Genomic DNA, 24,820 nt, shown 5'->3' with positions numbered 1-24,820 from the left:
GTCTTCACCCATGAACCCCCCACGCACTGGAGAACGTTGAAACGGTCCCGAGAGAAGGCGGCGTCCGAGCTGTTCGCCGCGCTCTATCCGCGCCTCGCCGGCTGGTGCCGTCGGCTGGTCGACGACGACGAGACGGCCCACGAGATCGCCTCGGAGGCGTTCACCAGACTGTGGGCACGCTGGACCGCGGTGGACGAACCGCAGGGCTTCCTCTACGTCACCACGGCCAACCTCGTCCGCGACCACTGGCGCAAGCTGGAGCGCGAGCGCCGGGCCGTGCGGCGCGCGACCACGGAGGCCGAGCTCAGCCCCCGGCCCGAACAGGCCGACCCCTCGGTACGGTTGCTCGTCCAGTCGCTGCCGGAACGCCTGCGCGTCCCGATCCTCCTGCACTACTACGCCGACATGCCCGTCCGGGAGGTGGCGCTGCTGACCGGACGCAAGGAAGGAACCGTCAAGGCCGACCTCCACGCGGCCCGCGAACTGCTCCGCGCCCACCTGAGGAGGAGTCTTGATCACACCAGCTGACGACGGCCCGAACCTCGACGACGACCCGATCGCCGTGATCCTGCGTCCCCCGGCCGAGTATCTCGGCCCGCCGCCCGGGCGCTACGAGGCCGTCCGGCGGGGCGCCGCCCGGCGCAAGCTGCTGCGGGCCGCCGCCGGGGCGGGACTGGTGTGCGCCGTCGCCGCGCTCGTCGTACTGCCGTTGCGCCAGGCGGATGCCGGCGCCCCCGCCACCCCCACGGTCCCGCTCGCGCCGCCGCCCGCGAGCGTCCCCGCGTCCACTCCTGCGAGCAGCCCGCCGAGCGACTCCGCGGTGCCGTCCGAACCGGCCGGGACCCCCCTCCCCTCGCCCAGCGCGGTGCCCTCGGGGAGCGTGCCGACCGCCGTGCCGTCCGCGCCCGGGGCGACCCCCTGAAACGCTTTTTGAACATGTTCAACTTCAGGCGTACGCTCCTCCCATGAGCGACAGAGCCGCCCTGCTCAAGGGCATCCGTGCCTGGTTGGTCCTCTTCGTCATCTGCCTGGTGCTCAGCGGCGCCACGGCCTTCCCGCTCGTCCACGAACTGCGCTGGACCGAGGAACTGCTGACGCATGTGCCCGCGCCCGACGCCCTGACGGACTGGATCACCCGGGTCCGTCAGGGACTCGACACCGCCGACGCCGACTATCCCTTCCTCCTCTACGGCACCGACTGGCTGGCCTTCGCGCACCTCGTCATCGCGGTCGCCTTCTACGGCCCCTACCGCGATCCGGTGCGCAACATCTGGGTCGTCGAGTTCGGGATGATCGCCTGCGCCGGCATCGTCCCGCTCGCGCTGGTCTGCGGACCGATCCGTGGCATCCCGTTCTGGTGGAGCGTGCTCGACATGGCGTTCGGGGTCTTCGGGGTCGTACCGCTGTACGTCGTACGGAAGAAGATCAAGCGCCTGGAGGCGCTGACCGGCGCGACCCCCGTACCGGCGCTCGCTACTTGACGGCCGCCGCGACGATCCGGTCGATGACCGGGTTCGAGGACTCGTCCTTGGCGTCGGTGTCGCCCACCGAGTAGACGATGGTGCGGCGCAGATCGCGGGTCGCGGCGAGCGCGGTGCTGTACCCGTAACGGGCCCCGGTCTTGCACCAGTAGACCCGGTCGCCGACCGCCCTGCGCTGCAGCCCGGCGCTGAAGGCCGCCCCCTCGATGTGCGCCGGGACCGTGAACATCTCTTCCAGCTGCGGCCCCGGCAGGATCCGTCCCCGGAACAGCGCGTGGAGCAGCCGCTCCAGGTCCGCGGTCGTCGAGATCATGTCGCCGGCCGCGAAACGGTCCGCCTGGTTCCACTCCGTGACGTCGACGAGGCGCGTCGTCCCGTCCGCCGCCGTCATCCGCTGGTAGCCGCGGTTGTGCGGGCCGTGGATGCGGGGGTCGGTGCCGGGGAAGTAGGTGTCGTGCATCCCGGCCGGGCGCAGCACGCGCCGGGTGGCCTCGGCGGCGTACGGGCGTCCCGTCACCTTCTCGATCAGCAGGCCGAGGATGGTGTAGCCGATGTTGAGGTACCGCTGCTGCGTCCCCGGCGTGAAGTCCGGGCCCTTCGCGATCGCCGACGCCACGACCCGCTGCGGGGGCAGGGTGTCGAAGCGGTGGGCGTACGGGTCGTCGAAGCCGTCGCCCGGCTTGATGCCGCTCGTGTGGTTGAGCAACTGCCGTACGGAGATCGGGTCGAAGGCGGCGGTGAACAGGCCCGGCAGGTAGCGCTGGACCGGGGTGTCGAGGTCGAGGCGGCGCTCGGCGGCCAGGTGCAGGGCGGTGGCCGCGGTGACGACCTTCGTCGTCGACCCGGCCCGGAACCGAGCCCTCGGGTCGGCCGCCCGTCCGCTCTCCAGGTCGTGCACACCGGAGCTGCCCCGCCAACTGCCGTCCCGGCCGCCGATCCGCACGAGCGCGGCGGTCGCGTCCTCGTCGGGGAGACCGGCGATGGCGGCACGCAGGGCTGCGGCGTCCGGGGCGGCGGAGCTGTGCGCGGCGGCGGGTGCGGCCAGGCCGCCGGTGGCGGCGCCCAGGCCGAGGGCGAGGGAAGCGGTGAGGAACGTTCTGCGGTGAAGGGCGGACACGGGGCGGCTCCAGGGTGGGTGGCGACGGGGTGACCGTGATGATCATGCTGCGGTTACGGTCGTGCCCGGATCGTCGGCGAGGAGGGCACCCGCCCCCGATGTGTCCCTCAGCAACTTCCCTTGTGGAGACTGGAGTTGCTCGGGGTTTCCCCTAGGGGGCAACGCTCACGCGTGCAGGTCGCGCAGGGCGGAGAGGGCGTCGATGCGGTTCGTCGTGATCGAGTCGACGCCCGCGGCGATCAGGCGGCGCATCGAGCGGACCGTGTCGGGGGTCCAGACCGAGAGCAGCAGGCCGTCGCGGTGGACCCGCTCGGCGAGGGCCTTGTCGACCAGGGGGAAGCGGTAGTTGAGCCAACGGGGGCGGACCGCGTCCACCAGCGTGGCGCGCGGCGGGGCCAGGGACGTCCAGGTCAGCGCGATCTCCGCGGCCGGGTCCGCGGCGCGTACGGCGAGCATGGCCGGGGCGCCCGCGCAGTAGTAGACGCGGTCCTCCGCCCCGGCCTCCCGTACGACGTCCACCACCCGGCGGGCCGCCTTCACGTCCGGCGTGCCCGGCAGGTCGAGCATGAGCCGGGCCCCGTCGGCGGCGGCCAGCGCCTGCCGCAGGGTCGGCACCTTGCCGTCCGTGAGGCCGCGGACCTCGTCCGACGACAGGGACAGCAGCGGCCGGTCGTGCTCCCACAGCCGCTTCAGCGTCGCGTCGTGCAGCAGCACGGGGACGCCGTCCCTGGTGAGGCGTACGTCGACCTCGACGGCGTCCGCGCCCAGGTCGAGCGCGGAACGCAGGGAGTCGAGCGTGTTCTCACGGACGCGGTAGGGGTCGCCGCGATGGGCCACTGCGGTCAGCTTCTGCATGGGCCCATTGTGGTGGGCGGGGCGGGGTGCTGTGCGCTCGGCTCAGGGGGCGAGCCACGCCTCGGTGTACGTGTCGATCTCGTCCCTGATCCTCGCCTTGCCCGCCTCGTCGAGGAAGGCGGCGTCCACCGCGTTCTTCGCCAGTTCGGCCAGACCGCGCTCGTCGAGGTCGAGGAGGCGGGCGGCCACCGCGTACTCGTTGTTGAGGTCGGTGCCGAACATGGGCGGGTCGTCGGAGTTGATCGTGACGACGATCCCGGCCTTCACGAACTCCTTGATCGGGTGCTCGTCGAGCGTGCGCACCGCGCGGGTGGCGATGTTGGAGGTCGGGCACACCTCCAGCGGGATCCGCTCCTCGGCGAGGTGGGTGAGGAGCTTGGGGTCCTGGAAGGAGTTGGTGCCGTGCCCGATGCGCTCGGCGCGGAGGTGGGTGAGGGCGTCCCACACCGTCTCCGGGCCGGTCGTCTCACCGGCGTGCGGGACGGAGCGCAGGCCGGCCGCGATCGCGCGGTCGAAGTACGGCTTGAACTGCGGGCGCGGGACGCCGATCTCGGGGCCGCCGAGCCCGAAGGAGACGAGGCCCTCGGGGCGCAGCCGGTCGTCGGTGGCCAGCCGGGTCGTCTCCTCGGCGGCGACGAGACCCGCCTCGCCGGGGATGTCGAAGCACCAGCGCAGTACGGTGCCGAACTCGGCCTCGGCCGCCTTGCGGGCGTCCTCGATCGCCTCCATGAACGCCTTCTCGTCGATGCCGCGGCGGGTCGAGGAGTACGGCGTGATGGTCAGCTCGGCGTAGCGGACCTGCTGCCGGGCCAGATCGCGGGCCACCTCGTACGTCAGCAGACGTACGTCCTCCGGCGTGCGGATCAGGTCGACGACGGACAGGTACACCTCGATGAAGTGGGCGAAGTCCGTGAAGGTGAAGTAGTCGGCGAGGGCCTCCAGGTCGCTGGGGACCTTGGAGTCGCCGTGCCGCGCGGCCAGTTCCGAGACGATCCGGGGGGAGGCGGAACCCACGTGATGGACGTGCAGTTCGGCCTTGGGCAGCGCGGCGATGAACGCGTGCAGGTCGCGCGGGATGCTGGGGTCGACAAGGCGGTCGGTCAAGGTTCCTCCCCGGAACGGCGCCGTCCGCCGGCGTACGGCGGGGCGCGGGTGATCGGCTGATCGATGACTCGGGGATCATCGTAGGCCGCCCCCGCGGGGGAGATGCCCTGGCCGTAGCATGACGGGGCATCCGAACCGAGGGGAACCCACGCATGTCCGACGAGGCGCAGACCCCGGACCCGACCTGGGACGGGCCGACTCCGCCGGCGGATGCGAAGCCGGGGCTGGAGACGTCGGGCGCGACGGGGGAGAAGGCCGGGTCGGGCGCAGAGCCGGACGCCGGGCGGGACCCTTGGGCGCGGCCCGCGGGTGACGCGGTCGGGCCGCCGACCCGAGGCACGTGGGCGTCGCCGACCCGTGACGCGGAGGCGATGCCGGCGGTGTTCGGGGAGGACGTGCCGTTGGCGGGGGATGCGGGGGACGCGTCCGGGGTGCCGGCGTCGGAGTCGGCGCGGGATGTCCGTGGGGCGTCGGCGGGGGAGGTCTCTGAGGGGCCTGGTGGTCCCGGCGGCACCGTCGTGTCCGGCGACCCGCTCTCCTGGCCGCCTCCCTCGGTCCACGACCAGCGGACCGTCGCCTCGATACCGGGGGCGGACGGGACGACAGCGACGCCTGCGCCCACGTCAGCACCGGAAAACGGCACGTCCGCCCCACAGCCCTGGGCCAACCCCTTCGCCGCACCGACCGTCCACGACACCGGTCCGACCAACGACGCCTCCAACCCCTTCGCCCCGCCGACCGCCCCCTCGAACGGCGCCCCCAACCCCTTCGCTCCGCCCGTCGGCCCGTCCACCCCCGCGAACGCCCCCGCCCCCTTCACCTCACCGTCCCCCGCGATCCCGTCGAACCCCTTCGCGCCCCCCACCGGCCCCACCGGCCTGCCCCCCTACGCCCAGGACGCCGCCGTCCCTCCGCCCCCCATCGCCCCGGACGGTCCCGGCCAGGTGCCCTACGGCTATCCCGGCGGCGGCTACGGATACCCCGGTCAGCCGCAGGGCTATCCGGGGCAGGCCCAGGGCTACCCCGGTCAGCCCCAGGGCTACCCCGGTCAGCCCCAGGGCTACTACGGCTGGCCCGGCATGCAGCCGTTGCCCGCCAACGGCATGGGGACCGCCGGGCTCGTGCTCGGGATTCTCTCGGCGATCGTCTTCTGCCTGTGGCCGCTGGCCATCGTCCTCGGCATTCTCGGCGTGATCTTCGGCTCGGTCGGTCGCGGCAAGGCGAGCAAGGGCATGGCCACCAACGCCGGTCAGGCGCTGGCCGGGATCATCTGCGGGGCCGCGGGGATCGTGCTCGGCGTGGGGGTGCTCGTCCTCCTCGCCGTGACCTAACCGGGCCGACCCGCACCACCGTCCGCGCCGTCCCGCAACCGCCCCCGCGCCTCCATCAGCGCGAACCCCAGCAGGTTCGGCCCCCGCCACCGCTTCGGATCCGACGCCCCCTCGTCCGTCGCCGCCAGGCCGATGCCCCACACCCGGTCCACCGGGCTGGCCTCCACCAGCACCCGCTCCCCGGTGTTCAGCAGGAACTCCCGCAGCCGCGCGTCCGACGCGAACTTGTGGACGCTGCCCTCGACGACGATCCCGAAGCGCTCGCGCTCCCAGATCGTGTCGTCGAAGCCCCGGACCAGCCGCCCTTCCTTCTTCGCCACCGACGGATGCCCGGCGGCCAGCACCCGCCGCTCCGCCTCCGCGTCTTCGAAAAGCCGTGCCTTGGCCGCCATCATCCAGTGCTCAGCGGTCGCATACGTCACCCCGTCCACCACGAACGGTGACGGCCACCACTGACTCAGACAGCTCGCGCCGATCCGGCCGTCGGGCAACGGCCGGTGTCCCCAGAAGTGGAGGTACTTGACCCTCGCCCCCGTACCCAACGCCCTGACCAGCGCGTCCCGAGAATCGATCTTCGTCATGCATGCGAGTCTGGCAGGCGCCACTGACACTCCGTCCCTCCTTTTCCTCCCTCGCTCGACACCTGGTCGACAGATTCCGTCGCGTAACCAAAAGGCAACAACGGAATCACTTGTTGGACGGCATTTGCTCTGTCAGGATCGGCACTCAAATCGAGCTGGAGCTACGCCCACCGCCTGTGAACACGGGCCGGCGGCGGAGGAGAGCGAGCGACATGCACAACCCGGGCAACGCCACCCCGGAAACCCCCGACACCTCGGACCGGTTCCCCGCGCAGGAGCGCCTCGCGGACGGTGCGCAGTTCATCGCGGGCCGGCTGACCAAGGGCACCTCCGGACGTACCCACGCGGTCGTCGACCCGTCGACCGGCGAGGAGGTGTACACGTACGAGCTGGCCGGCCCGGCGGACGTGGACGCGGCCGTCGCCGCCGCCCGTGCGGCGTTCCCCGGCTGGGCGGCCACCACCCCCGGCGAGCGCTCCGACGCCCTGCACCGCTTCGCCGCCGTCCTCGCCGAGCGGGCCGAGGAGTTCGCCCGCGCCGAGTCCCTCCAGTGCGGCAAGCCGCTGAAGCTGACGCGTGAGTTCGACGTTCCGGGGACCATCGACAACACCGCCTTCTTCGCCGGTGCCGCACGGCACCTCCAGGGGCAGTCCGCGGGCGAGTACTCCGGGGACCACACGTCGTACGTCCGTCGCGAGCCCATCGGTGTCGTCGGGTCCATCGCGCCCTGGAACTATCCGCTGCAGATGGCCGCCTGGAAGATCCTTCCGGCCGTCGCCGCCGGCAACACCATCGTCCTCAAGCCCGCCGAGCTCACCCCGCTGACCTCGCTGCTGTTCGCGCAGGCGGCCACCGACGCCGGCATCCCCGACGGTGTCATCAACATCGTCACCGGGACGGGCAAGGAGGCCGGTGAGCATCTCGTCGGCCACCCCGACGTCGCCATGACCTCCTTCACCGGGTCCACCGCCGTCGGCAAGCGCGTCGCCGAGATCGCCACCGCCACCGTCAAGCGCATCCACCTGGAACTCGGCGGCAAGGCGCCCTTCGTCGTCTTCGACGACGCCGACCTCGACGCCGCCGTCAACGGCGCGGTCGCCGGCGCGCTCATCAACACCGGCCAGGACTGCACCGCCGCCACGCGCGCGTATGTGCAGCGGCCGCTCTACGAGGCGTTCGTCCAGAAGACGGCCGCCCTCATGGAGACCGTGCGGCTGGGGGACCCCTTCGCCGCCGGCACCGACCTCGGTCCGCTCATCTCGCACGTCCAGCGGGACCGGGTCGCCGCCTTCGTCGACCGCGCGCGTGCCTACGCGCGCGTGGTGACCGGCGGCGAGGCACCGGAAGGGGAGCTCGCCAAGGGCGCCTACTACCGGCCCACCCTCGTCGCCGACGCCGCCCAGGACAGCGAGATCGTCCAGTCCGAGCTCTTCGGGCCGGTCCTCGTCGTCCTCCCCTTCGACAGCGACGACGAGGGGATCGCGCTCGCCAACGACACCCCGTACGGACTCGCGGCCTCGGCCTGGAGCCGGGACGTCTACCGGGCGAACCGGGCGACCCGCGAGATCAAGGCCGGGTGCGTGTGGGTCAACGACCACATCCCGATCATCAGCGAGATGCCCCACGGCGGGTACAAGGCGTCCGGCTTCGGCAAGGACATGTCCTCGTACTCGTTCGAGGAGTACACCCAGATCAAGCACGTCATGTTCGACAATACGGGCGTGGCCAGGAAGGACTGGCACCGCACGATCTTCGGGGACCGTTAGCTGAATCAGGCCGCCCGACCCGCGGCCGACCCTCCGAAAGGGCACCACGCGCATGGAGCAGTACGAGCCCGACCGCCTGAGCCCGGCCCAAGTGGCCGCCATGCGGCGCAGCTTCCGCAATGGCCGGGCCGCCATGACCCGGCGGTCCCTGCTGCGCGCCTCCGCGGGCGGCGCGCTCGCGGTCGGCGGCCTCGGGGCGCTGACCGGCTGCGGCATCCCCGCGGCCGGCAACACCCAGGGCGGAGTCTCCGCAGAGGACCACTCGGCCAAGGAGAAGGTCGTCAACTTCTCCAACTGGACCGAGTACATCGACGTGGACGAGAGCGAGAAGCACCACCCCACGCTCGACCAGTTCAAGAAGCGGACCGGTATCTCGGTCAAGTACACCGAGGACATCAACGACAACGTCGAGTTCTTCGGCAAGATCAAGCCGCAGCTCGCGGCGGGCCAGGACACCGGCCGCGACATCATCGTCCTCACCGACTGGCTCGCGGCCCGCCTCATCCGCCTCGGCTGGGTCCAGAAACTGGACGCCTCCAACCTGCCGCACGCCTACGCCAACCTGTCGGCCCAGTTCCGCGACCCCGACTGGGACCCGGGACGCGCGTACTCGTACGTCTGGCAGGGCATTTCCACCGTCATCGCCTACAACAAGAAGGCGCTGGACGGCGTCGAGGTGAAGTCGGTCTCCGATCTGCTCGACAACCCCAAGCTCAAGGGGCGCGTCGGCTTCCTCTCCGAGATGCGCGACAGCGTCGGCATGACGCTGCTCGACATGGGCAAGGACCCGGCGAACTTCACCGCGGACGACTACGACGCGGCGATCGCCCGGATGCAGAAGGCCGTCGACAAGGGCCAGATCCGCCGCTTCACCGGCAACGACTACACCTCCGACCTGACCAGCGGCGACTTCGCGGCCTGTATCGCCTGGGCCGGTGACGTCGTGCAGCTGAAGGCCGACAGCCCGGACATCGACTTCATCATCCCGGACAGCGGATACATGACGTCGACCGACAACTTCCTGATCCCGAACAAGGCCCGGCACAAGACGAACGCCGAGCGGCTCATCGACTTCTACTACGAGCCCGAGCCGGCCGCCGAACTCGCCGCGTACATCAACTACGTGTCACCGGTCGACGGGGTGAAGGCCGAGCTGGCGAAGATCGACCCGGATGCGGCGAACAACCCGCTGATCATCCCGGACAAGGCCATGGCCGCGAAGTCTCATGCCTTCCGCTCTCTGAGCTCGAAGGAAGAGACCGAGTTCGAGCAGAAGTTCGCGAAGCTGACTGGGGCGTGACCACCGTGACGAACAAGAACGAAACCGGCGGGGACGTCCGCCTCTCGGGCATCAGCAAGACGTACGACAACGGCTTCACGGCCGTCCAGCCGCTGGACCTGACCGTGCCGCAGGGCTCCTTCTTCGCCCTGCTCGGTGCCTCCGGCTGCGGCAAGACCACCACCCTGCGGATGATCGCGGGCCTGGAGGAGCCGACGACCGGCACCGTGTTCCTCGGCGACCAGGAGGTCACCCACCTGCCGCCCTACAAGCGGCCGGTGAACACGGTCTTCCAGTCGTACGCCCTCTTCCCGCACCTCGACATCTTCGAGAACGTCGCCTTCGGTCTGCGCCGGCGGGGCATCAAGAGCGTCAAGAAGCAGGTCGAGGACATGCTGGAGCTCGTCCAGCTCGGTGAGCAGGCGCGCAAGAAGCCGCATCAGCTCTCCGGCGGCCAGCAGCAGCGCGTCGCCGTCGCCCGCGCCCTCATCAACCACCCCAAGGTGCTCCTCCTCGACGAGCCCCTCGGCGCCCTCGACCTCAAGCTGCGCCGCCAGATGCAGCTGGAGCTCAAGCGCATCCAGACCGAGGTCGGCATCACCTTCGTGCACGTCACACACGACCAGGAGGAGGCCATGACCATGGCCGACACGGTCGCCGTGATGAACGCGGGGCGCGTGGAGCAGCTCGGTTCGCCGAGCGACCTGTACGAGAACCCGCAGACCACGTTCGTCGCCAACTTCCTCGGCACCTCCAACCTCATCGAGGCCGAGGTCGACACGAAGAACGGCGACGACATCGTGCTGAAGGCCGGCGGCGGCAAGCTCGTCCTGCCCGAGTCGCGATGTTCCGCGCCCACCACGACCGGCGGCAAGGTGCTGGTCGGCGTCCGCCCGGAGAAGATCTCCCTCACCCACGCCGACGACGCGGGCGAGATCCCCGAGGGCCGCAACCGCATCACCGGCACCATCGCCCACAGCAGTTTCATCGGCGTCTCCACGCAATACGTCATCGACAGCGCGGTCTGCCCCGAGTTCGAGGTCTACGTCCAGAACATCGAGCGCGACTCCCGGCTGGTGCCCGGCGCCGACGTGGTCCTGCACTGGAGCCCGGCGCACACCTTCGGCCTGGATGCCGCACAGGACATCGACGCCGGTGTCGAGGAAGGGGCGGCGGCCTGATGGCGACGCTCACCGAGGCGCCGCCGCCTCTCGCCCCGACCGCGCCGGAGAAGAAGCCCCCGCGCAGGCGCGGCCGGCTCGTGCCGTACTGGCTGCTGCTGCCCGGCATGCTGTGGCTGGTCGTCTTCTTCGCGCTGCCGATGGTCTACCAGGCCTCCACGTCCGTGCAGACGGGCTCCCTGGAGGAGGGCTACAAGGTCACCTGGCACTTCGCCACCTACTGGGACGCGCTGTCCGAGTACTGGCCGCAGTACCTGCGCTCGATCCTCTACGCGGGTTCGGCGACGATCCTCTGCCTGGTCCTCGGCTACCCGCTCGCCTACCTCATCGCGTTCCGGGCGGGCCGCTGGCGGAACCTGATCATGATCCTGGTGATCGCGCCGTTCTTCACCAGCTTCCTGATCCGCACCCTCGCCTGGAAGACGATCCTCGCGGACGGCGGCCCGGTCGTCGGCGCCCTGAACTCGCTGCACGTCCTGGACGTCACGAGCTGGCTCGGCTGGACCACCGGCGACCGCGTGCTGGCCACCCCGCTGGCGGTGGTCTGCGGTCTGACGTACAACTTCCTGCCGTTCATGATCCTGCCGCTGTACACCTCGCTGGAGCGCATCGACACCCGCCTCCACGAGGCCGCCGGCGACCTGTACGCCAAGCCGGTCACCACGTTCCGCAGGGTGACCTTCCCGCTGTCGATGCCGGGCGTCGTCTCCGGCACGCTGCTGACGTTCATCCCGGCGGCCGGTGACTACGTCAACGCCGATCTGCTCGGCTCGACGGACACCCGCATGGTCGGAAACGTCATCCAGTCGCAGTTCCTGCGGATTCTGGACTACCCCACAGCGGCGGCGCTCTCCTTCATCCTCATGGCCGCCATTCTCGTGATGGTCACCGTCTACATCCGCAAGTCCGGGACGGAGGATCTGGTCTAAATGGCCTTCGTGAACTGGCTCAAGCGCAATCTCGTCGTCATCGCGGGACTTCTCACTCTCGGATATCTGCTGCTGCCGAACGTCGTCGTCACGGTGTTCTCCTTCAACAAACCGAAGGGGCGCTTCAACTACGAATGGCAGCAGTTCTCCATGGACGCCTGGAAGGACCCGTGCGGCGTCGCCGGCATGTGCGGCTCGCTGTCGATCAGCCTCCAGATCGCGGCGTTCGCGACGATCGGCGCCACCGTCCTCGGCACGATGATCGCCTTCGCCCTGGTCCGCTACCGGTTCCGCGCCCGCGGCGCCGTGAACTCGCTGATCTTCCTGCCGATGGCGATGCCCGAGGTCGTCATGGCCGCCTCGCTGCTCACCCTGTTCCTCAACATGGGTGCCCAGCTGGGCTTCTGGACGATCCTGATCGCCCACATCATGTTCTGCCTGAGCTTCGTCGTGACGGCGGTGAAGGCGCGCGTGATGTCGATGGACCCGCGCCTGGAACAGGCGGCCCAGGACCTCTACGCGGGCCCCTTCCAGACCTTCGTCCGGGTCACCCTGCCGATCGCGGCCCCCGGAATCGCGGCGGGCGCGCTGCTCGCCTTCGCGCTCTCCTTCGACGATTTCATCATCACCAATTTCAACGCGGGCTCGACCGTCACCTTCCCCATGTTCGTCTGGGGCTCGGCACAGCGCGGTACGCCCGTTCAGATCAATGTGATCGGTACGGCCATGTTCCTGGTCGCCGTACTGCTGGTCCTGACCTCTATGGTCATCACCAATCGCCGCAACAAGCAAAAGGCATGAGCCTTACCGCATCACCCCTGTAGGGAGTTGAAATCATGGCCCCAAGCGCCATGAGCCGTGGCAGTCATTCGATCAAGGCACTTTCCGAAGCCCAGCCGGTCCCGTACTGGCTGGACGACCCCGGCAAGCCCCACCCCGAGCCCGCCCTCACCGGCCCCGAGACCTGCGATCTGCTGGTCGTCGGGGGTGGCTACAGCGGACTGTGGACCGCGCTCCTCGCCAAGGAGCGCGACCCGCAGCGGGACGTGGTCCTGCTGGAGGGCCGCGAGGTGGGCTGGGCCGCCTCGGGCCGCAACGGCGGCTTCTGCGCCGCCTCCCTCACCCACGGTCTGGGCAACGGGCTGACCCGCTGGCCGGACGAGATCCACAAGCTGGAGGAGCTGGGCGCCCGCAACCTCGACGAGATCGAGAAGGCGGTCGCCCGTTACTCCCTCGACTGCGACTTCGAGCGCACCGGCGAGATCGACGTCGCCACCGAGACGTACCAGGCGTGGGAACTGCGCGACTGGTACGAGGAGATGCAGCGCCAGGGCCTCGCCGAGGGCGTGGAGTTCCTCGACGCGGAGGCGGTGCGGGAGCAGGTCGACTCGCCGACCTTCCAGGCGGGTCTGTACGACCGCAGGGGCGTCGCCATGCTCAACCCCGCGAAACTCGCCTGGGGTCTGAAGCGGGCCTGTATGCAGCTCGGCGTCCGCGTCTACGAGCACACCCCGGCCCTGACCCTGAAGCCGTACGGCGCCGGCATGGCCGTACGCACCCCCTACGGGTCGGTCCGGGCCCGCAAGGTCGCGCTCGGCACCAACATCTTCCCCAACCTGGTCAAGCGGGTGCGGTCGTACACCGTCCCGGTCTACGACTACGCGCTGATGACCGAGCCGCTGAGCGAGGAGCAGCTCAAGGAGATCGGCTGGAAGAACCGGCAGGGCCTCGGGGACTCGGCCAACCAGTTCCACTACTTCCGGCTCTCCGCCGACAACCGGATCCTGTGGGGCGGCTACGACGCCGTCTACCAGTACGGCGGTCGCGTCCGCGCCGAGTACGACGACCGGCCGGAGACCTACGCCAAGCTCGCCGACCACTTCTTCACCTGCTTCCCGCAGCTGGAGGGCGTCCGCTTCACCCACGTGTGGGGCGGCGCGATCGACACCTGCTCGCGCTTCTCGGCGTTCTTCGGCACCGCCCACCACGGCAACGTGGCCTACGCGGCGGGCTATACGGGCCTCGGCGTCGGCGCGACCCGGTTCGGCGCGGACGTGATGCTGGACCTGCTGGCGGGGGAGACGACCGAGCGGACCTCCCTGGAGATGGTCCGCAAGAAGCCGCTGCCGTTCCCGCCCGAGCCGTTCGCCTGGACCGGTATCGCGCTGACCAAGTGGTCGCTGGCCCGGGCGGACTCGCACGGCGGCCGGCGCAACCTGTGGCTGAAGACCATGGACCGGCTGGGGCTGGGCTTCGACAGCTGACACCGCCTTCGGGGGGCGCATTGCGGGCGTGCCCCAGTTCACTTCAACAAAGTGCCGAAACCCGCGTAATGCCTGCCCAGGACCTCCCTCTCCCTCGTGACGCGCTCCGCGTCCACACAGGAAAGGGAGGTCCCCTCATGACTGGGGCGAAGACGGCGGTCGAGTGGCTGGCATCCGTGGCTCCGGATCCCGAGGCCTGCCGCTGGGAGTGGGAACGCAACCCCCTGGGGGTCGCGTTGCTGCCCGCCGGCAAGGCCTGGGACGTGCTCATCCTGCCGGGCGAGCTCGGCTATCCCACGCTCGACGTCCTCACCCGCATCATCGACCAGCCCGGCCCGGTGCTGGTCGACTTCGGCGACGCGCGGATGGGGTTCCTGGTGCCGCCCGGAACGGCCGCGCGCTGGGTCGGCACCGGCATCCGCACGGCCGGTGCGGGCACCTGGATCGTCGTGCCGTATCCCGGACGCGCCACCGGCGGGGTCCGCTGGCTGGTCCCGCCCGACGGCTCCGGCACCCTCACCGACCCAGCGCTCCTCGAGCTGGCGATGCACGAGGCGGCGGCGGGGCTGGCCACGGACGACGAAGGCTGACCGTCCGACGGGCGCACCGTCACGCGGCTGTCGCATTCCCCCTTCCCGACGGCACACCGTGACTCCGTGACGCCCCGTCGCGCGTCCTTCGTCCGACATCTCGTCGGCCGCCCGTGCGGCCGACGCGGACAACTGTTCGGAGAAGGTGTCCCAGGCTGCCCTCAGCCCGACTACTTTGATACGGCCGGAATCCTGACGACGCGAAGGAGCCGGGCCCTGTGACCGACATAGACAGCCAGTTCCTGCGCGGCCTGTTCGACGAGGAAGGCACCCTGTACGCGGGGCGCGGAACGGCGCTGTACCGCCTCTACGGCGTCGAGGGCCTGCTGTACGTCGGCATCTCGACCTGCCCGCTCACCCGAGTGCGCACCCACCTGCGCGACAAGCCGTGGGGCCCCGATGTCATCGGCATCAGGATCGAGTACCCGGCCGACGCGGAGGAGGCCGAGCGCGACGCCATCCGATCCGAGCGACCCCGCTACAACGACACGTACAACGGCCGCCCCGAGGAGATCTGGACCCGGCTGGCCGACCGTCTCTGCGCCGACATCACGGCGGGCCGCATGCTGCCGGGCGAAAGGCTGCCGAGCCCGAGGCAGGTCGCCGCGTCGGAAGGCGTCGCGGTGTGGGTCGGTGAACGCGCCTACCAGGTGCTCAGGGAACGCGGGCTGATCAGGAGTGTTCCGCGGAGGGGCTGGATCGTGGCCGCCGTTTGAGGAAGAGCCACAGTGACCCGAGCAGCACCGTGCACAGGAACCAGCTGGCGACGACGTCCAGCGGCCAGTGGTAGCCGCGCCGGACCAGCCCGAACGAGACGCCGAGCACGGCGAGGGCGCAGAGCGCGACGAGGGCGCGGCGGACCCACGCGGTCCGCAGCCAGGGCAGGAGCAGCAGCGTCGCGGAGCCGTAGGCGACGGCGGCAGTGGCGGTGTGGCCCGAGGGGAAGTAGCCGACGCCGGGCGGCATGACGTGGGTGCCGTGGCGGGCGGTGAGTTCCTTGAGCGGGATGATCAGCACCGGGACCAGGGCCATCACGACGGCACCGGCGGTGGCGGGCGCCCACCAGCGGTCTGTACCGGTACGCCGGGCGCGCAATGCCACATGGACCAGGACGACGGCGAGGATCGGCACCGCCACCTGCATGTTGCCCAGGTCGGCGAGGAGTTCGGAGGCGCGGTCCGGGTGGAGGAGGGCGCGGCTGACGCGCTCGTCCAGGCGGAGCAGGGGGCCGTCGGCCACGACCTGCCAGGTGATCAGCGCGAAGAGGAGGGCCGGAAGCCCGAGAAGGAGAACGAGGAGGAGAAAGAAGGAGGTCGGCCGCCCCGGAACAGGGGGGGTGGTTCCGGGGCGGCCGTCCGGACCGGATCGTCGCGCGCCCCGGGGGGTTTGGGGCGCGTGACCGTCCGATCGGTGAGGAGATCCGGAGCCGGAGGCTCCGGTTGTGTGCGCGAGGGCACGACCAGGTCGAAGCTGGGGAGGCCCCGGCCTGATGTCGCCCACAGTCCCCTGTGGGCGGGGTGTATCTCTCATCTGGGTAGAACCTACGGCAGCGAGTAGGGGTACGACAGCCGGAATCGGGTCCTGCCATGCACCTCGCACACCTTCTTCACACCCTCTGCAGTCGGCCGCCCCAGACCCGGAATCCGCTGTGCGTTCACGCCCGGGGCGGCTGTGAAAAGAGAGGTTTCGCCCGGACGATCACCGCGGACGATTGCCTCAGATGCGGGCGAAGGCCTGCTCGATGATGTCGAGGCCCTCGTTGAGGAGGTCCTCGCCGATGACGAGCGGGGGCAGGAAGCGCAGCACGTTGCCGTAGGTGCCACAGGTGAGGACCAGCAGGCCCTCCTGGTGGCAGGCCTTGGCGAGGGCGGCGGTGGCCTCCGGGTTCGGCTCCTTGGTGGCGCGGTCCTTCACCAGCTCGATGGCGATCATCGCGCCACGGCCGCGGACGTCACCGATGAGGTCGAACTTCTCGGCCATGGCACCGAGGCGGGCCTTCATGATCGCCTCGATGTTCTTCGCCCTGGCGTTGAGGTCGAGCTCCTTCATCGTCTCGATGGAGCCGAGCGCACCGGCGCAGGCGACCGGGTTGCCGCCGTACGTACCGCCCAGGCCACCGGCGTGCGCGGCGTCCATGATCTCGGCGCGGCCGGTGACGGCGGCGAGCGGCAGACCGCCCGCGATGCCCTTGGCGGTGGTGATCAGGTCGGGGACGATGCCCTCGTCCTCGCAGGCGAACCACTGCCCGGTACGGCAGAAGCCGGACTGAATCTCGTCCGCGACGAAGACGATGCCGTTGTCGGCGGCGAACTGGCGGATCGCCGGCAGGAAGCCCTTGGCGGGCTCGATGAAGCCGCCCTCACCGAGCACCGGCTCGATGATGATCGCGGCGACGTTGTCCGGGCCCACCTGCTTGGTGATCTGGTCGATGGCCTGCGCGGCGGCCTCGGGGCCGGCGTTCTCCGCACCGGTGGGCCAGCGGTAGCCGTAGGCGACCGGCACGCGGTACACCTCGGGGGCGAAGGGGCCGAAGCCGTGCTTGTACGGCATGTTCTTCGCGGTCAGCGCCATGGTGAGGTTCGTACGGCCGTGGTAGCCGTGGTCGAAGACGACGACGGCCTGGCGCTTGGTGTACGCACGCGCGATCTTGACGGCGTTCTCGACGGCCTCGGCGCCGGAGTTGAACAGCGCGGACTTCTTGGCGTGGTCGCCGGGGGTCAGCTCGGCCAGCGCCTCCGCGACCTCCACGTAGCCCTCGTACGGCGTGACCATGAAACAGGTGTGGGTGAAGTCGGCGAGCTGGGCGCTCGCGCGGCGTACGACGGCCTCGGCGGACGCGCCGACGCTGGTCACCGCGATGCCGGAGCCGAAGTCGATGAGCCGGTTGCCGTCGACGTCCTCGATGATGCCGCCGCCCGCCCGCGCGGTGAACACGGGCAGCACCGAGCCGACGCCCTGCGCGACCGCTTCGAGACGGCGGGCCTGCAGCTCCTGCGACTTCGGGCCGGGGATGGCGGTGACGATCCGGCGCTCCTGCGGAAGTGCGCTCATGAGGGGCTCCTGGGGGTGTGGCGTACGGGGTCTTACCGAACGTCCTGCGGACGCATGACTCTTTTCTCGCAGGCTAGGGCGGGGAGCGGAGGGTGGGCATGCTCCATGTGGGCGGTGTCAGGGGGGCGGGTTTGTCCGCGGTGGACATAGCGGCGCCGACCGGTGAGCCGGCGCAGGCGGCCGTCCGCTCCGTGGGCCCCGGCCGCGTAAGCGGTGAACTCCCCTTGCGAGGGCGTTAGATTGACCGCTGACGGTGGACGGAACGGCTGGTCAGGGAGCAGGGGCGATGGACAGCGACGGGACGCGGGACACTCGGGGTACGCATGCGAACCCGGTGCCTCGTCCGGCGGGACCACCGGACGCGCCGAGGGTGCCGCCGCAGCCGGGACACAGCCCCGGGGCGCTCGTGGCCGACTGGCTCAACGAGAAGCGTCCCGAGGCCGAGCCCGGCATCTGGCGGTTCGGCTACCAGCGGCCCAAAGCGGCCCGGAAGGCCGAGCGGCTCTCCCCGGTGACCGTCGCGGGCATGCTGATCCCGCTCGTCGTCGGCATCGTGTTCTGGTCCTTCTGGCGGCGCGGTGAGGTGCCGTACGAGTTCACGGTGCTGCGACTGTTCACGCCGGACGACTGGTGGTGGGGCGGCACGCTGGCCACACCCAAGGAGCTGGCGGGGCAGTCGGTCCCGTACCCCGGCGTGGAGGCGCTGGAGGTCTACAGCGGCCTCTCCTTCGCCGTCCTCGTGTACCTGGTGGTCCGGCTCGGCGGCTGGGCCGTCGTCGCCCGGCACTTCGTCGGCCGCAAGGCCCAGCCCGCGCGGGCCCTCATCGCCGCCCTGGGCGGCCTGATCGCCCTCAGCTTCGTCTTCCCGGACGCCTTTCCCGTCGTCGGCTGGGACCCGGTGCCCGTCGTCACCCCGCTGTTCTCCCTGCTCGTGCTGATCACCGACGGGTACGGGGTGTACGGCTCGCCCTCCAAGCAGCTGCTCGACACCGCCGTCGTCGTCCTCGTCCTGCTGCCCTTCGCCCGCCTCGGCGGCTGGCTGCCGCTCGCCCGCACCTGGCTCGCCGACCGCCGCCGCGCCGCGCACGGCCAGGACCCGGCCGTCGTCGCCGAACAGCCCCGCGCCCGCTGGCCCGAACTGCGCGAGGCCGGCCAGTACCAGGCCGCCGACCTGCTCGCCGGTGAGCTGCTCGCCGGGCGGATGAACGACGTGGACTGCGCCCGCATCGAACACGGCTGGCACCGGGCCCGCCGCCTCGGCCGGCTCGCCGACTTCACGGACACGGTGCTGCGGCAGGGCGCCGCCGCCTTCACCCACCCCTCCGGCGCCCGCGACCTCGCCCACCGCGCCGCCCGGCACGACCTGCTCACCGGGCAGGTCCGCATCGGCCGGTGGGCCGAGGCCGAGCGCACCCCGCTGGCGTACGGCGGGGTCGGCGCCGCCCTCGGGCCGGAGACCCTGCGGACCTCACTGCTGGTCGTCGGCCCGTCCGGCGCCGGCAAGACCCGGCAGGTGATCGCCCCGGTGGCGGAGTCCCTGACGCTCCAGGCCCTCACCGGAAGCTGCGCCGTCGTCGTGGTGTGCGGCGCGGGAACGCCGCTCGGGGCGGACTCGGCCTACGACGTGGTGGTCCGCGTCGGCGACCCCGCCTCCGTGCACGACCTCGACCCCTACGCCGAGGCCGACGACCCCGACGAGGCGGCCGGGTTCCTCGCCGAGGCGCTGGCCGGCGACCTCGACACCGTGGGCGCCGAGCGTGCCGTACGGCCCCTCGCCCAGCTGCTGGGCCCGTACCGGGCCGCGTACGGGCGCTTCCCGGCGCTGCCCGTCCTGCGCGAACTGCTCGAAGGGGACCTCGCCCGCCTCGCCGACCTGCGCGCGCGGCTCGCCGACGACCGCCACGCGGCGATGCGCCGTGAGCTGGACGCCCGCGTCCGGCAGGCCGGCACCCCCGGCGACCCCGGTCCGGCGCTCGCCGACCGGCTCGCCCTGCTGGACCGGCCCGCGTTCGACGGCTTCTTCGGCTCCGGCGGCGCTGGTTCCGGTGGCGCAGGCTCCGCCGGGTCCGACATCCGCCCGTTCTCCCTCCGCGCCGTCGCCCACCACCCGCTCCGGGTCCGCATCGACCTGCCCCGGCACGGCCACGAGGAGGCCGCGCGGCTGCTCGCCCGGCTGGTGCTGGCCCAGTTCGCGCGGGTCGCCCAGGAAGGCGAGGGGGTCCGCGACCACTTCGTGAGCCTGGTCCTCGACGACGCCACCGGCACCGTCACCCCCGGGTCGCTGCGCCGGATCCAGCGGCTGCGCGCGCAGAACGCCGGTGTCGTGCTGGCGCTGCGCTCGGTCTCCGACGTCCCCGAGGCCCTGCACGGGCCGCTGTACGGGGCGGTCGGCTGCCGGATGGCGCTGTCCGGGGTGACGACCTGGGACGGCAGCCGCTTCGCCGAGGCCTGGGGCACGGAGTGGGTGGAGACCAAGGACGTCGCCCAGCACACCGTCTTCGCCGACCAGCCGATGACCCGGCTCATGCACTCCCTGCGCAAGCTGGTCACCGGCAAGGCCGTGACCACGGAGGCGGTCACCGTGCGCCAGGTGGAGCGGGAGCGCTGGTCCGCGTCCGAACTGGCGCACGCGGTACCGCCGGGGCACGCGGTGCTGTCCCTGACCACGGTGAAGGGGGAGCACGCGCCGCCGCTCCTGGTGGACCTGAGGGGCTGAGGAGCCGAGTCGGACCGTACGGTGAGGCAGAATCGGCACAGGCCGTTCATACACCGCGGCCAAATGATCACCTCGGCCCACCTCGCCGATGCACTCGGCCCCACCTCACCGACCGCTCGGCCCACCTCACCGACCTGAAGGCCTCATGCCTCCCACCCTCGCCTCGCTCGTCCACCACTCCGCGCTCAAGCTGACCGTGCGCGCGGGCGAGGACCGCCTCGACGTCCCCGTGCGCTGGGCGCACGTCAGCGAGCTCGCCGACCCCGTGCCGTACATGGAGGGCGGGGAACTGCTGCTGATCACCGCGCTGAAGCTGGACGCCGAGGACCCCGAGGCGATGCGGCGGTACGTGAAGCGGCTGGTCGGCGCCGGGGTCGTCGGGCTCGGCTTCGCGGTCGGCGTCAACTACGAGGACATCCCCGAGGCGCTGGTGGACGCCGCCGGGGCCGAGGGGCTGCCCCTCCTCGAGGTCCCCCGGCGCACCCCGTTCCTCGCCATCAGCAAGGCCGTGTCCGCGGCCATCGCCGCCGACCAGTACCGCGCGGTGACGGCGGGATTCGCCGCCCAGCGCGAGCTGACGAAGCAGGCGCTCGTGGAGGGCCCCGAGGGGCTGCTCGCCGCGCTCGCCGCGCAGGTCGACGGGTGGACGGCGCTGTACGACGCCTCGGGCGCCGTCGTCGCCACCGCGCCCGAGTGGGCCGGACGGCGGGCCGCGCGGCTGACCGCGGACGTGGAGCGGCTGCGCGAGCGGCCCGCACCGGCGTCGTCGGTGGTCGCGGGCCCGGCGGACGAGGACCGCGTCGAACTGCACTCCCTGGGCACGGGCCGGCGGCCCCGGGCCGCGCTCGCGGTGGGCACCGCCTCGGCACTCGGCACGGCCGAGCGGTACGCCGTCCATTCGGCGATCGCCCTGCTGACGCTCACGACGGAGCGGTCACGGTCGCTGCACGCCGCCGAGCAGCGGATCGGGGCGGCGGTCCTGCGGATGCTCCTGGCGGGCGAGCCGGACCACGCCCGGGCCGTGGCCGGGGATCTGTACGGGGCGCTGCTGGACGCGCCGTTCCGGATGGTGATCGCCGAGGCGGGGTCGGCGCTGCGGGGGCCCGAGGCGGGCGGCGCCGACGGCGATCCGCTGGGGGCGCTCACCGAGGCCGCGGAGTCGGCGGCGGCGCGGGCCGGCGAGGCCGTGCTGGTCGTGCCCGAGGGGGAGCGGCTGGTGGTGCTGGCCGCGGACGGGGGAGCGGCGGTGGCGGCGTGCGCGGACTACGGGGCCGCGGTGGAGGCCGCCCGGTCCGCGGACCAGGGCGAGGGCGAGGAACTCGTCGTCGGGGTGTCGGCGCCCGTGGGGCCGGTGGCCGCGGGGGCCGCGTACAAGCAGGCCGAGCAGGCGCTGTCCGTGGCCCGGCGGCGGGGCCGGGTGTACGTGGAGCACGAGCAGCTGGCGGCGGGGTCGGTGCTGCCGCTGCTCGCCGACGACGCGGTGAAGGCGTTCGCGGACGGCCTGCTGCGGGCGCTGCACGAGCACGACGCCACCGGCCGCGGCGACCTGGTCGCCTCCCTGCGGGCCTGGCTGTCGCGGCACGGCCAGTGGGACGCGGCGGCCGCGGACCTGGGCGTCCACCGGCACACCCTGCGGTACCGCATGCGACGGGTCGAGGAGATCCTGGGCCGCTCCCTGGACGATCCGGACGTACGGATGGAGCTGTGGCTGGCGCTGAAGGCGACGGCGCCGGAGTAGGGCGGCCCAGGGGTTCCCGGCGCGGCGGTCCCAGGAGTTGGCTGAAATCACAACTGCCGTCACCTGAAACACGGTTGTCGGCATCCCCGCTGATTGGCAGACTCGCCACGCCGGTGCGTGGAGAGCGCTCCCACCGGCGACGGGGCACTTCATCCGCAGGGGGATACGCATGAGAATCAGCGCGCCCGCACGCGTCCTGGCCCGAGCCGCGGCCGTCCTCGCACTGACCCTGAGCATGGCCGCCGGTACGACCGGTCTGCTGTCCGGCACCGAGGCGCACGCTCTGCCCGTCACCGACGGGACGTTCGCCTTCAGCGGTGACGAGGGCGACTACATCAGCGGCGGCCAGTCCTACTCGTACTCGACCGCGTCCCAGGACCGGCTGAACATCTCCGCCGACACTTCCGGCAACGGGGTCCACCTCTCCCTCGACGGCGCCCACGGCGACTGGTGGACCCTCGATCTCGCGGCGCCGTCCGGCAAGACGCTCGCGCCGGGGACCTACACCGGAGCCACCCGCTACCCGTTCAACGGGTCGGCCGAGCCCGGCCTGGACCTCAGCGGGAACGGGCGCGGCTGCAACACGCTCACCGGCGAGTTCACCATCACCGACGTGGAGTTCGGCCCGCAGGGCTACGTCAAGAAGCTCGACGCCAGCTTCGTCCAGCACTGTGAGGGATTCACCCCCGCGGCCCGCGGCGAGGTCCACATCGACAACCCGGCCCCGCCCGCGGAGCTCGACCTCGGCCTCGCCGTGGCCCTGGACGGCACCGCGAGCACCCTGAACGGCAAGGCCACCGTGCACGGGACGGTCAGCTGCAACAAGCCGGTGCGGGTGGACGTGGCGGGTGACATCACCCAGGTGAAGAACCGGAAGATCATCCGCGGCTCCTTCAGCACCTCCGTCTCCTGCACGCCGGGCACCGCGGCGGCCTGGACCGCGACGGCCGTACCCACCGGTGACGTGCCCTTCCAGCGCGGTGACGTCGAGGTCGAGGCCCGGGCGACGGCGACGGACCCGGACTACGACCAGCCGGTGACCGTCAGCGAGACGGCCGCCGTCCACCTCAAGCGCGCCTGACCCCACAGCCCACGCCACCTGCCCGCCCACCGTCTGCTGGTGGGCGGGCAGGGGCCTGTCCAAACCGGCACACCCTCACCCCCCACCACTCCACCCCGGACAAGCGCCCCGCCGACTCCTCGCCCCTACCGTGGAGGCGCAAGCCGCGTACACACCCCGACAGCGAAGGGCCGGACTCGCACATGACTTCCACCACCGCCTTCTGGCTCGCCGGCCGCCAGGTCACCGGCGAGGACAGCTTCGACGTCACCTCGCCCTGGGACGGCCGGGTCGTCGGCACGGTGAGCGTGCCGAGCGACGCGCAGATCGAGGAGGCCGTCGCCGCCGCGTACGCCGTACGGGACGAGTTCGCCGCCACCCCGGCGCATGTCCGCGCCGCCGCCCTCGACCACGTCAGCCGGCGTCTCGTCGAGCGCACCGAGGAGATCGCGCAGCTCATCTCCGCGGAGAACGGCAAGCCGATCAAGTGGGCCCGCGGTGAGGTCGGCCGGGCCGTCTCCGTGTTCCGGTTCGCGGCCGAGGAGGCCCGGCGCTTCAACGGCGGCGAGGCCCAGCGCCTCGACACCGACCTCGGCGGCCAGGGCCGGCTCGCGCTCACCCGGCGCTTCCCGAAGGGCGTCGTCCTCGGCATCGCGCCCTTCAACTTCCCGCTGAACCTGTGCGCCCACAAGATCGCCCCGGCGATCGCGGCCGGCGCGCCGATCATCCTCAAGCCCGCCCCGGCCACCCCGCTCTCCGGCCTGATCATCGGTGACCTGCTCGCCGAGACCGAGCTGCCGGCGGGGTCCTGGAGCATCCTCCCGGTGCCGAACGACCGGATGCCCGCCCTCGTCCAGGACGAGCGCCTGCCGGTCATCTCCTTCACCGGCTCCGAGAAGGTCGGCTACGCGATCATGGACTCGGTGCCGCGCAAGCACTGCACCCTGGAGCTGGGCGGCAACGGCGCGGCCGTCGTCCTCGGTGACTTCGCCTCCGACGCGGACCTCGACTGGGCCGCCACCCGCATCGCCACCTTCTCCAACTACCAGGGCGGCCAGTCCTGCATCTCCGTGCAGCGGGTCATCGCCGACGCGTCCGTGTACGACCGGCTGCTGCCGCGCATCGTCGCCGCCGTCGAGGCCCAGGTCACCGGTGACCCGGGCGACGACAAGACCGACGTCGGCCCGCTGGTCAGCGAGGACGCGGCCAAGCGCGTCGAGGCGTGGGTGAAGGAGGCCGTCGAGGCCGGCGCCACCCTGCTCACCGGGGGCGACCGCGACGGCGCCTCCTACGCGCCGACCGTCCTCACCGATGTGCCGGCCGACACGACGATCTCCTGCGAGGAGGTCTTCGGACCCGTCCTCACCGTGCAGAAGGCGGACGGGGAGGCGGCGGCCTTCGCCGCCGTCAACGACTCCAAGTACGGCCTCCAGGCGGGCGTGTTCACCCACGACCTCCAGGCCGCCTTCCGCGCCCACCGCGCGCTCGAGGTCGGCGGCGTCGTCATCGGCGACGTGCCCTCCTACCGCGCCGACCAGATGCCGTACGGCGGCGCCAAGCAGTCCGGTGTGGGCCGCGAGGGCGTGAAGTTCGCGATGGACGACTACACCTACGAGCGGGTGCTGGTTCTCACCGGGCTCGCGCTCTGAGGGGCTCGGGGCGGACCCCCTGAGGGACCCCTCTAGCTAATGGGAACCATTTTCATATAGGCTCCGGGGAAGGGGCCCGGCACCGATGCCTTCCGGTGCCGGGCCCCTTCTGTGTGCCGGTCTTCTCC

General features: G+C 71.5%; 22 protein-coding genes. 16 read left to right on the top strand and 6 right to left on the bottom strand.

Going from position 1 to position 24,820, the window contains the following annotated elements; all coding sequences use genetic code 11:
- The first annotated feature begins 36 nt into the window (after positions 1–36).
- The 3 genes from ACFUO4_RS35095 to ACFUO4_RS35085 are packed head-to-tail and all read left to right on the top strand — an operon-like array spanning position 37 to position 1,481.
- The gene (locus ACFUO4_RS35095) at positions 37–528 is read left to right on the top strand and encodes an RNA polymerase sigma factor (RefSeq protein WP_059197996.1); all 492 of its coding nucleotides are present in this window, start codon (positions 37–39) and stop codon (positions 526–528) included.
- Positions 512–922: a hypothetical protein gene (locus ACFUO4_RS35090; RefSeq protein ID WP_383492470.1), complete on the top strand. Its 411-nt coding sequence runs from the start codon at positions 512–514 to the stop codon at positions 920–922. The genes ACFUO4_RS35095 and ACFUO4_RS35090 overlap by 17 nt, the downstream gene beginning before the upstream one ends.
- Positions 923–965: 43 nt before the next feature.
- Positions 966–1,481 carry a hypothetical protein gene (locus tag ACFUO4_RS35085; protein WP_383492467.1) on the top strand — a complete coding sequence of 172 codons (516 nt, stop codon included), beginning with the start codon at positions 966–968 and terminating at the stop codon, positions 1,479–1,481.
- Here ACFUO4_RS35085 and ACFUO4_RS35080 read toward each other — a convergent pair.
- The 3 genes from ACFUO4_RS35080 to ACFUO4_RS35070 all read right to left on the bottom strand — a co-directional run bounded on the left by ACFUO4_RS35080 (position 1,474) and on the right by ACFUO4_RS35070 (position 4,557).
- Positions 1,474–2,598, bottom strand: coding sequence for a serine hydrolase domain-containing protein (locus ACFUO4_RS35080; protein ID WP_383492464.1), 1,125 nt, complete (start codon positions 2,596–2,598; stop codon positions 1,474–1,476). The genes ACFUO4_RS35085 and ACFUO4_RS35080 overlap by 8 nt on opposite strands.
- A 165-nt stretch (positions 2,599–2,763) precedes the next feature.
- On the bottom strand, positions 2,764–3,453 hold the full coding sequence (locus tag ACFUO4_RS35075) for a glycerophosphodiester phosphodiesterase (protein WP_383492461.1): 690 nt from the start codon (positions 3,451–3,453) through the stop codon (positions 2,764–2,766).
- Positions 3,454–3,495: 42 nt separating this feature from the next.
- Positions 3,496–4,557 (bottom strand): adenosine deaminase, encoded by a 1,062-nt coding sequence (locus ACFUO4_RS35070; protein ID WP_383492458.1) that lies wholly within the window; start codon positions 4,555–4,557, stop codon positions 3,496–3,498.
- A gap of 152 nt (positions 4,558–4,709) precedes the next feature.
- Between ACFUO4_RS35070 and ACFUO4_RS35065 the strand changes: the two genes are divergently transcribed.
- The gene (locus ACFUO4_RS35065; protein WP_383492455.1) at positions 4,710–5,888 is read left to right on the top strand and encodes a hypothetical protein; all 1,179 of its coding nucleotides are present in this window, start codon (positions 4,710–4,712) and stop codon (positions 5,886–5,888) included.
- Here ACFUO4_RS35065 and ACFUO4_RS35060 read toward each other — a convergent pair.
- A complete protein-coding gene (locus ACFUO4_RS35060; RefSeq protein ID WP_383492453.1) occupies positions 5,885–6,469 on the bottom strand; it encodes an NADAR family protein in 585 nt (194 codons plus the stop codon). The genes ACFUO4_RS35065 and ACFUO4_RS35060 overlap by 4 nt on opposite strands.
- A gap of 212 nt (positions 6,470–6,681) precedes the next feature.
- Here ACFUO4_RS35060 and ACFUO4_RS35055 point away from each other — a divergent pair, with 212 nt between their 5' ends.
- The 8 genes from ACFUO4_RS35055 (at position 6,682) to ACFUO4_RS35020 (ending at position 15,194) form a co-directional block, all read left to right on the top strand.
- The gene (locus ACFUO4_RS35055; protein ID WP_383492450.1) at positions 6,682–8,235 is read left to right on the top strand and encodes a gamma-aminobutyraldehyde dehydrogenase; all 1,554 of its coding nucleotides are present in this window, start codon (positions 6,682–6,684) and stop codon (positions 8,233–8,235) included.
- Positions 8,236–8,287: 52 nt separating this feature from the next.
- On the top strand, positions 8,288–9,535 hold the full coding sequence (locus ACFUO4_RS35050; RefSeq protein ID WP_383492447.1) for a PotD/PotF family extracellular solute-binding protein: 1,248 nt from the start codon (positions 8,288–8,290) through the stop codon (positions 9,533–9,535).
- A complete protein-coding gene (locus tag ACFUO4_RS35045) occupies positions 9,532–10,695 on the top strand; it encodes an ABC transporter ATP-binding protein (RefSeq protein WP_383492445.1) in 1,164 nt (387 codons plus the stop codon). Before ACFUO4_RS35050 ends, ACFUO4_RS35045 begins: the two co-directional genes overlap by 4 nt.
- Complete coding sequence (locus tag ACFUO4_RS35040; protein ID WP_079310950.1) at positions 10,695–11,624, top strand: ABC transporter permease; 930 nt, start codon at positions 10,695–10,697, stop codon at positions 11,622–11,624. Before ACFUO4_RS35045 ends, ACFUO4_RS35040 begins: the two co-directional genes overlap by 1 nt.
- Entirely contained in the window at positions 11,625–12,425 is an 801-nt protein-coding gene (locus tag ACFUO4_RS35035; RefSeq protein WP_383492441.1) for an ABC transporter permease, read from the top strand.
- A 35-nt stretch (positions 12,426–12,460) separates the two neighbouring features.
- Complete coding sequence (locus ACFUO4_RS35030) at positions 12,461–13,888, top strand: NAD(P)/FAD-dependent oxidoreductase (RefSeq protein ID WP_383492438.1); 1,428 nt, start codon at positions 12,461–12,463, stop codon at positions 13,886–13,888.
- A gap of 137 nt (positions 13,889–14,025) precedes the next feature.
- Positions 14,026–14,478, top strand: coding sequence for a hypothetical protein (locus ACFUO4_RS35025; RefSeq protein ID WP_059197983.1), 453 nt, complete (start codon positions 14,026–14,028; stop codon positions 14,476–14,478).
- 218 nt (positions 14,479–14,696) lie between these two features.
- A complete protein-coding gene (locus tag ACFUO4_RS35020) occupies positions 14,697–15,194 on the top strand; it encodes a GntR family transcriptional regulator (RefSeq protein ID WP_383492433.1) in 498 nt (165 codons plus the stop codon).
- Here the strand turns inward: ACFUO4_RS35020 and ACFUO4_RS35015 are convergent.
- Both ACFUO4_RS35015 and gabT read right to left on the bottom strand, forming a co-directional pair.
- A complete protein-coding gene (locus ACFUO4_RS35015; protein ID WP_383492888.1) occupies positions 15,151–15,978 on the bottom strand; it encodes a phosphatase PAP2 family protein in 828 nt (275 codons plus the stop codon). The genes ACFUO4_RS35020 and ACFUO4_RS35015 overlap by 44 nt on opposite strands.
- A gap of 216 nt (positions 15,979–16,194) precedes the next feature.
- Positions 16,195–17,529, bottom strand: a complete 1,335-nt coding sequence (gabT, locus tag ACFUO4_RS35010) for a 4-aminobutyrate--2-oxoglutarate transaminase (protein ID WP_079310953.1) — start codon at positions 17,527–17,529, stop codon at positions 16,195–16,197.
- A gap of 286 nt (positions 17,530–17,815) precedes the next feature.
- Here gabT and ACFUO4_RS35005 point away from each other — a divergent pair, with 286 nt between their 5' ends.
- The 4 genes from ACFUO4_RS35005 (at position 17,816) to ACFUO4_RS34990 (ending at position 24,692) form a co-directional block, all read left to right on the top strand.
- Positions 17,816–20,245 (top strand): ATP/GTP-binding protein, encoded by a 2,430-nt coding sequence (locus ACFUO4_RS35005; RefSeq protein WP_383492430.1) that lies wholly within the window; start codon positions 17,816–17,818, stop codon positions 20,243–20,245.
- Positions 20,246–20,390: 145 nt separating this feature from the next.
- Positions 20,391–21,983 (top strand): PucR family transcriptional regulator, encoded by a 1,593-nt coding sequence (locus ACFUO4_RS35000; protein WP_383492428.1) that lies wholly within the window; start codon positions 20,391–20,393, stop codon positions 21,981–21,983.
- Between the two features lie 169 nt (positions 21,984–22,152).
- Entirely contained in the window at positions 22,153–23,064 is a 912-nt protein-coding gene (locus ACFUO4_RS34995; protein WP_383492425.1) for a hypothetical protein, read from the top strand.
- A gap of 182 nt (positions 23,065–23,246) precedes the next feature.
- Positions 23,247–24,692: an aldehyde dehydrogenase family protein gene (locus ACFUO4_RS34990; RefSeq protein WP_383492422.1), complete on the top strand. Its 1,446-nt coding sequence runs from the start codon at positions 23,247–23,249 to the stop codon at positions 24,690–24,692.
- Positions 24,693–24,820 lie beyond the last annotated feature (128 nt).

This window comes from Streptomyces sp. NPDC057280 (assembly GCF_042668605.1).
Classification (GTDB): Bacteria; Actinomycetota; Actinomycetes; order Streptomycetales; family Streptomycetaceae; genus Streptomyces.
The sequence above is the reverse complement of the archived record's forward strand: the minus strand, read 5'-3'. Positions and strand labels throughout refer to the sequence as shown.

Bases quoted from the DNA above. Each gene is read 5' to 3' on its own strand.
- ACFUO4_RS35040 (WP_079310950.1), top strand. From the start codon at position 10,695: ATGGCGACGCTCACCGAGGCGCCGCCGCCTCTCGCCCCGACCGCGCCG.
- ACFUO4_RS34990 (WP_383492422.1), top strand. From the start codon at position 23,247: ATGACTTCCACCACCGCCTTCTGGCTCGCCGGCCGCCAGGTCACCGGC.
- ACFUO4_RS35075 (WP_383492461.1), bottom strand. From the start codon at position 3,453: ATGCAGAAGCTGACCGCAGTGGCCCATCGCGGCGACCCCTACCGCGTC.
- ACFUO4_RS35000 (WP_383492428.1), top strand. From the start codon at position 20,391: ATGCCTCCCACCCTCGCCTCGCTCGTCCACCACTCCGCGCTCAAGCTG.
- ACFUO4_RS35030 (WP_383492438.1), top strand. From the start codon at position 12,461: ATGGCCCCAAGCGCCATGAGCCGTGGCAGTCATTCGATCAAGGCACTT.
- ACFUO4_RS35065 (WP_383492455.1), top strand. From the start codon at position 4,710: ATGTCCGACGAGGCGCAGACCCCGGACCCGACCTGGGACGGGCCGACT.
- ACFUO4_RS34995 (WP_383492425.1), top strand. From the start codon at position 22,153: ATGAGAATCAGCGCGCCCGCACGCGTCCTGGCCCGAGCCGCGGCCGTC.
- gabT (WP_079310953.1), bottom strand. From the start codon at position 17,529: ATGAGCGCACTTCCGCAGGAGCGCCGGATCGTCACCGCCATCCCCGGC.
- ACFUO4_RS35025 (WP_059197983.1), top strand. From the start codon at position 14,026: ATGACTGGGGCGAAGACGGCGGTCGAGTGGCTGGCATCCGTGGCTCCG.
- ACFUO4_RS35050 (WP_383492447.1), top strand. From the start codon at position 8,288: ATGGAGCAGTACGAGCCCGACCGCCTGAGCCCGGCCCAAGTGGCCGCC.
- ACFUO4_RS35005 (WP_383492430.1), top strand. From the start codon at position 17,816: ATGGACAGCGACGGGACGCGGGACACTCGGGGTACGCATGCGAACCCG.
- ACFUO4_RS35055 (WP_383492450.1), top strand. From the start codon at position 6,682: ATGCACAACCCGGGCAACGCCACCCCGGAAACCCCCGACACCTCGGAC.
- ACFUO4_RS35085 (WP_383492467.1), top strand. From the start codon at position 966: ATGAGCGACAGAGCCGCCCTGCTCAAGGGCATCCGTGCCTGGTTGGTC.
- ACFUO4_RS35035 (WP_383492441.1), top strand. From the start codon at position 11,625: ATGGCCTTCGTGAACTGGCTCAAGCGCAATCTCGTCGTCATCGCGGGA.
- ACFUO4_RS35060 (WP_383492453.1), bottom strand. From the start codon at position 6,469: ATGACGAAGATCGATTCTCGGGACGCGCTGGTCAGGGCGTTGGGTACG.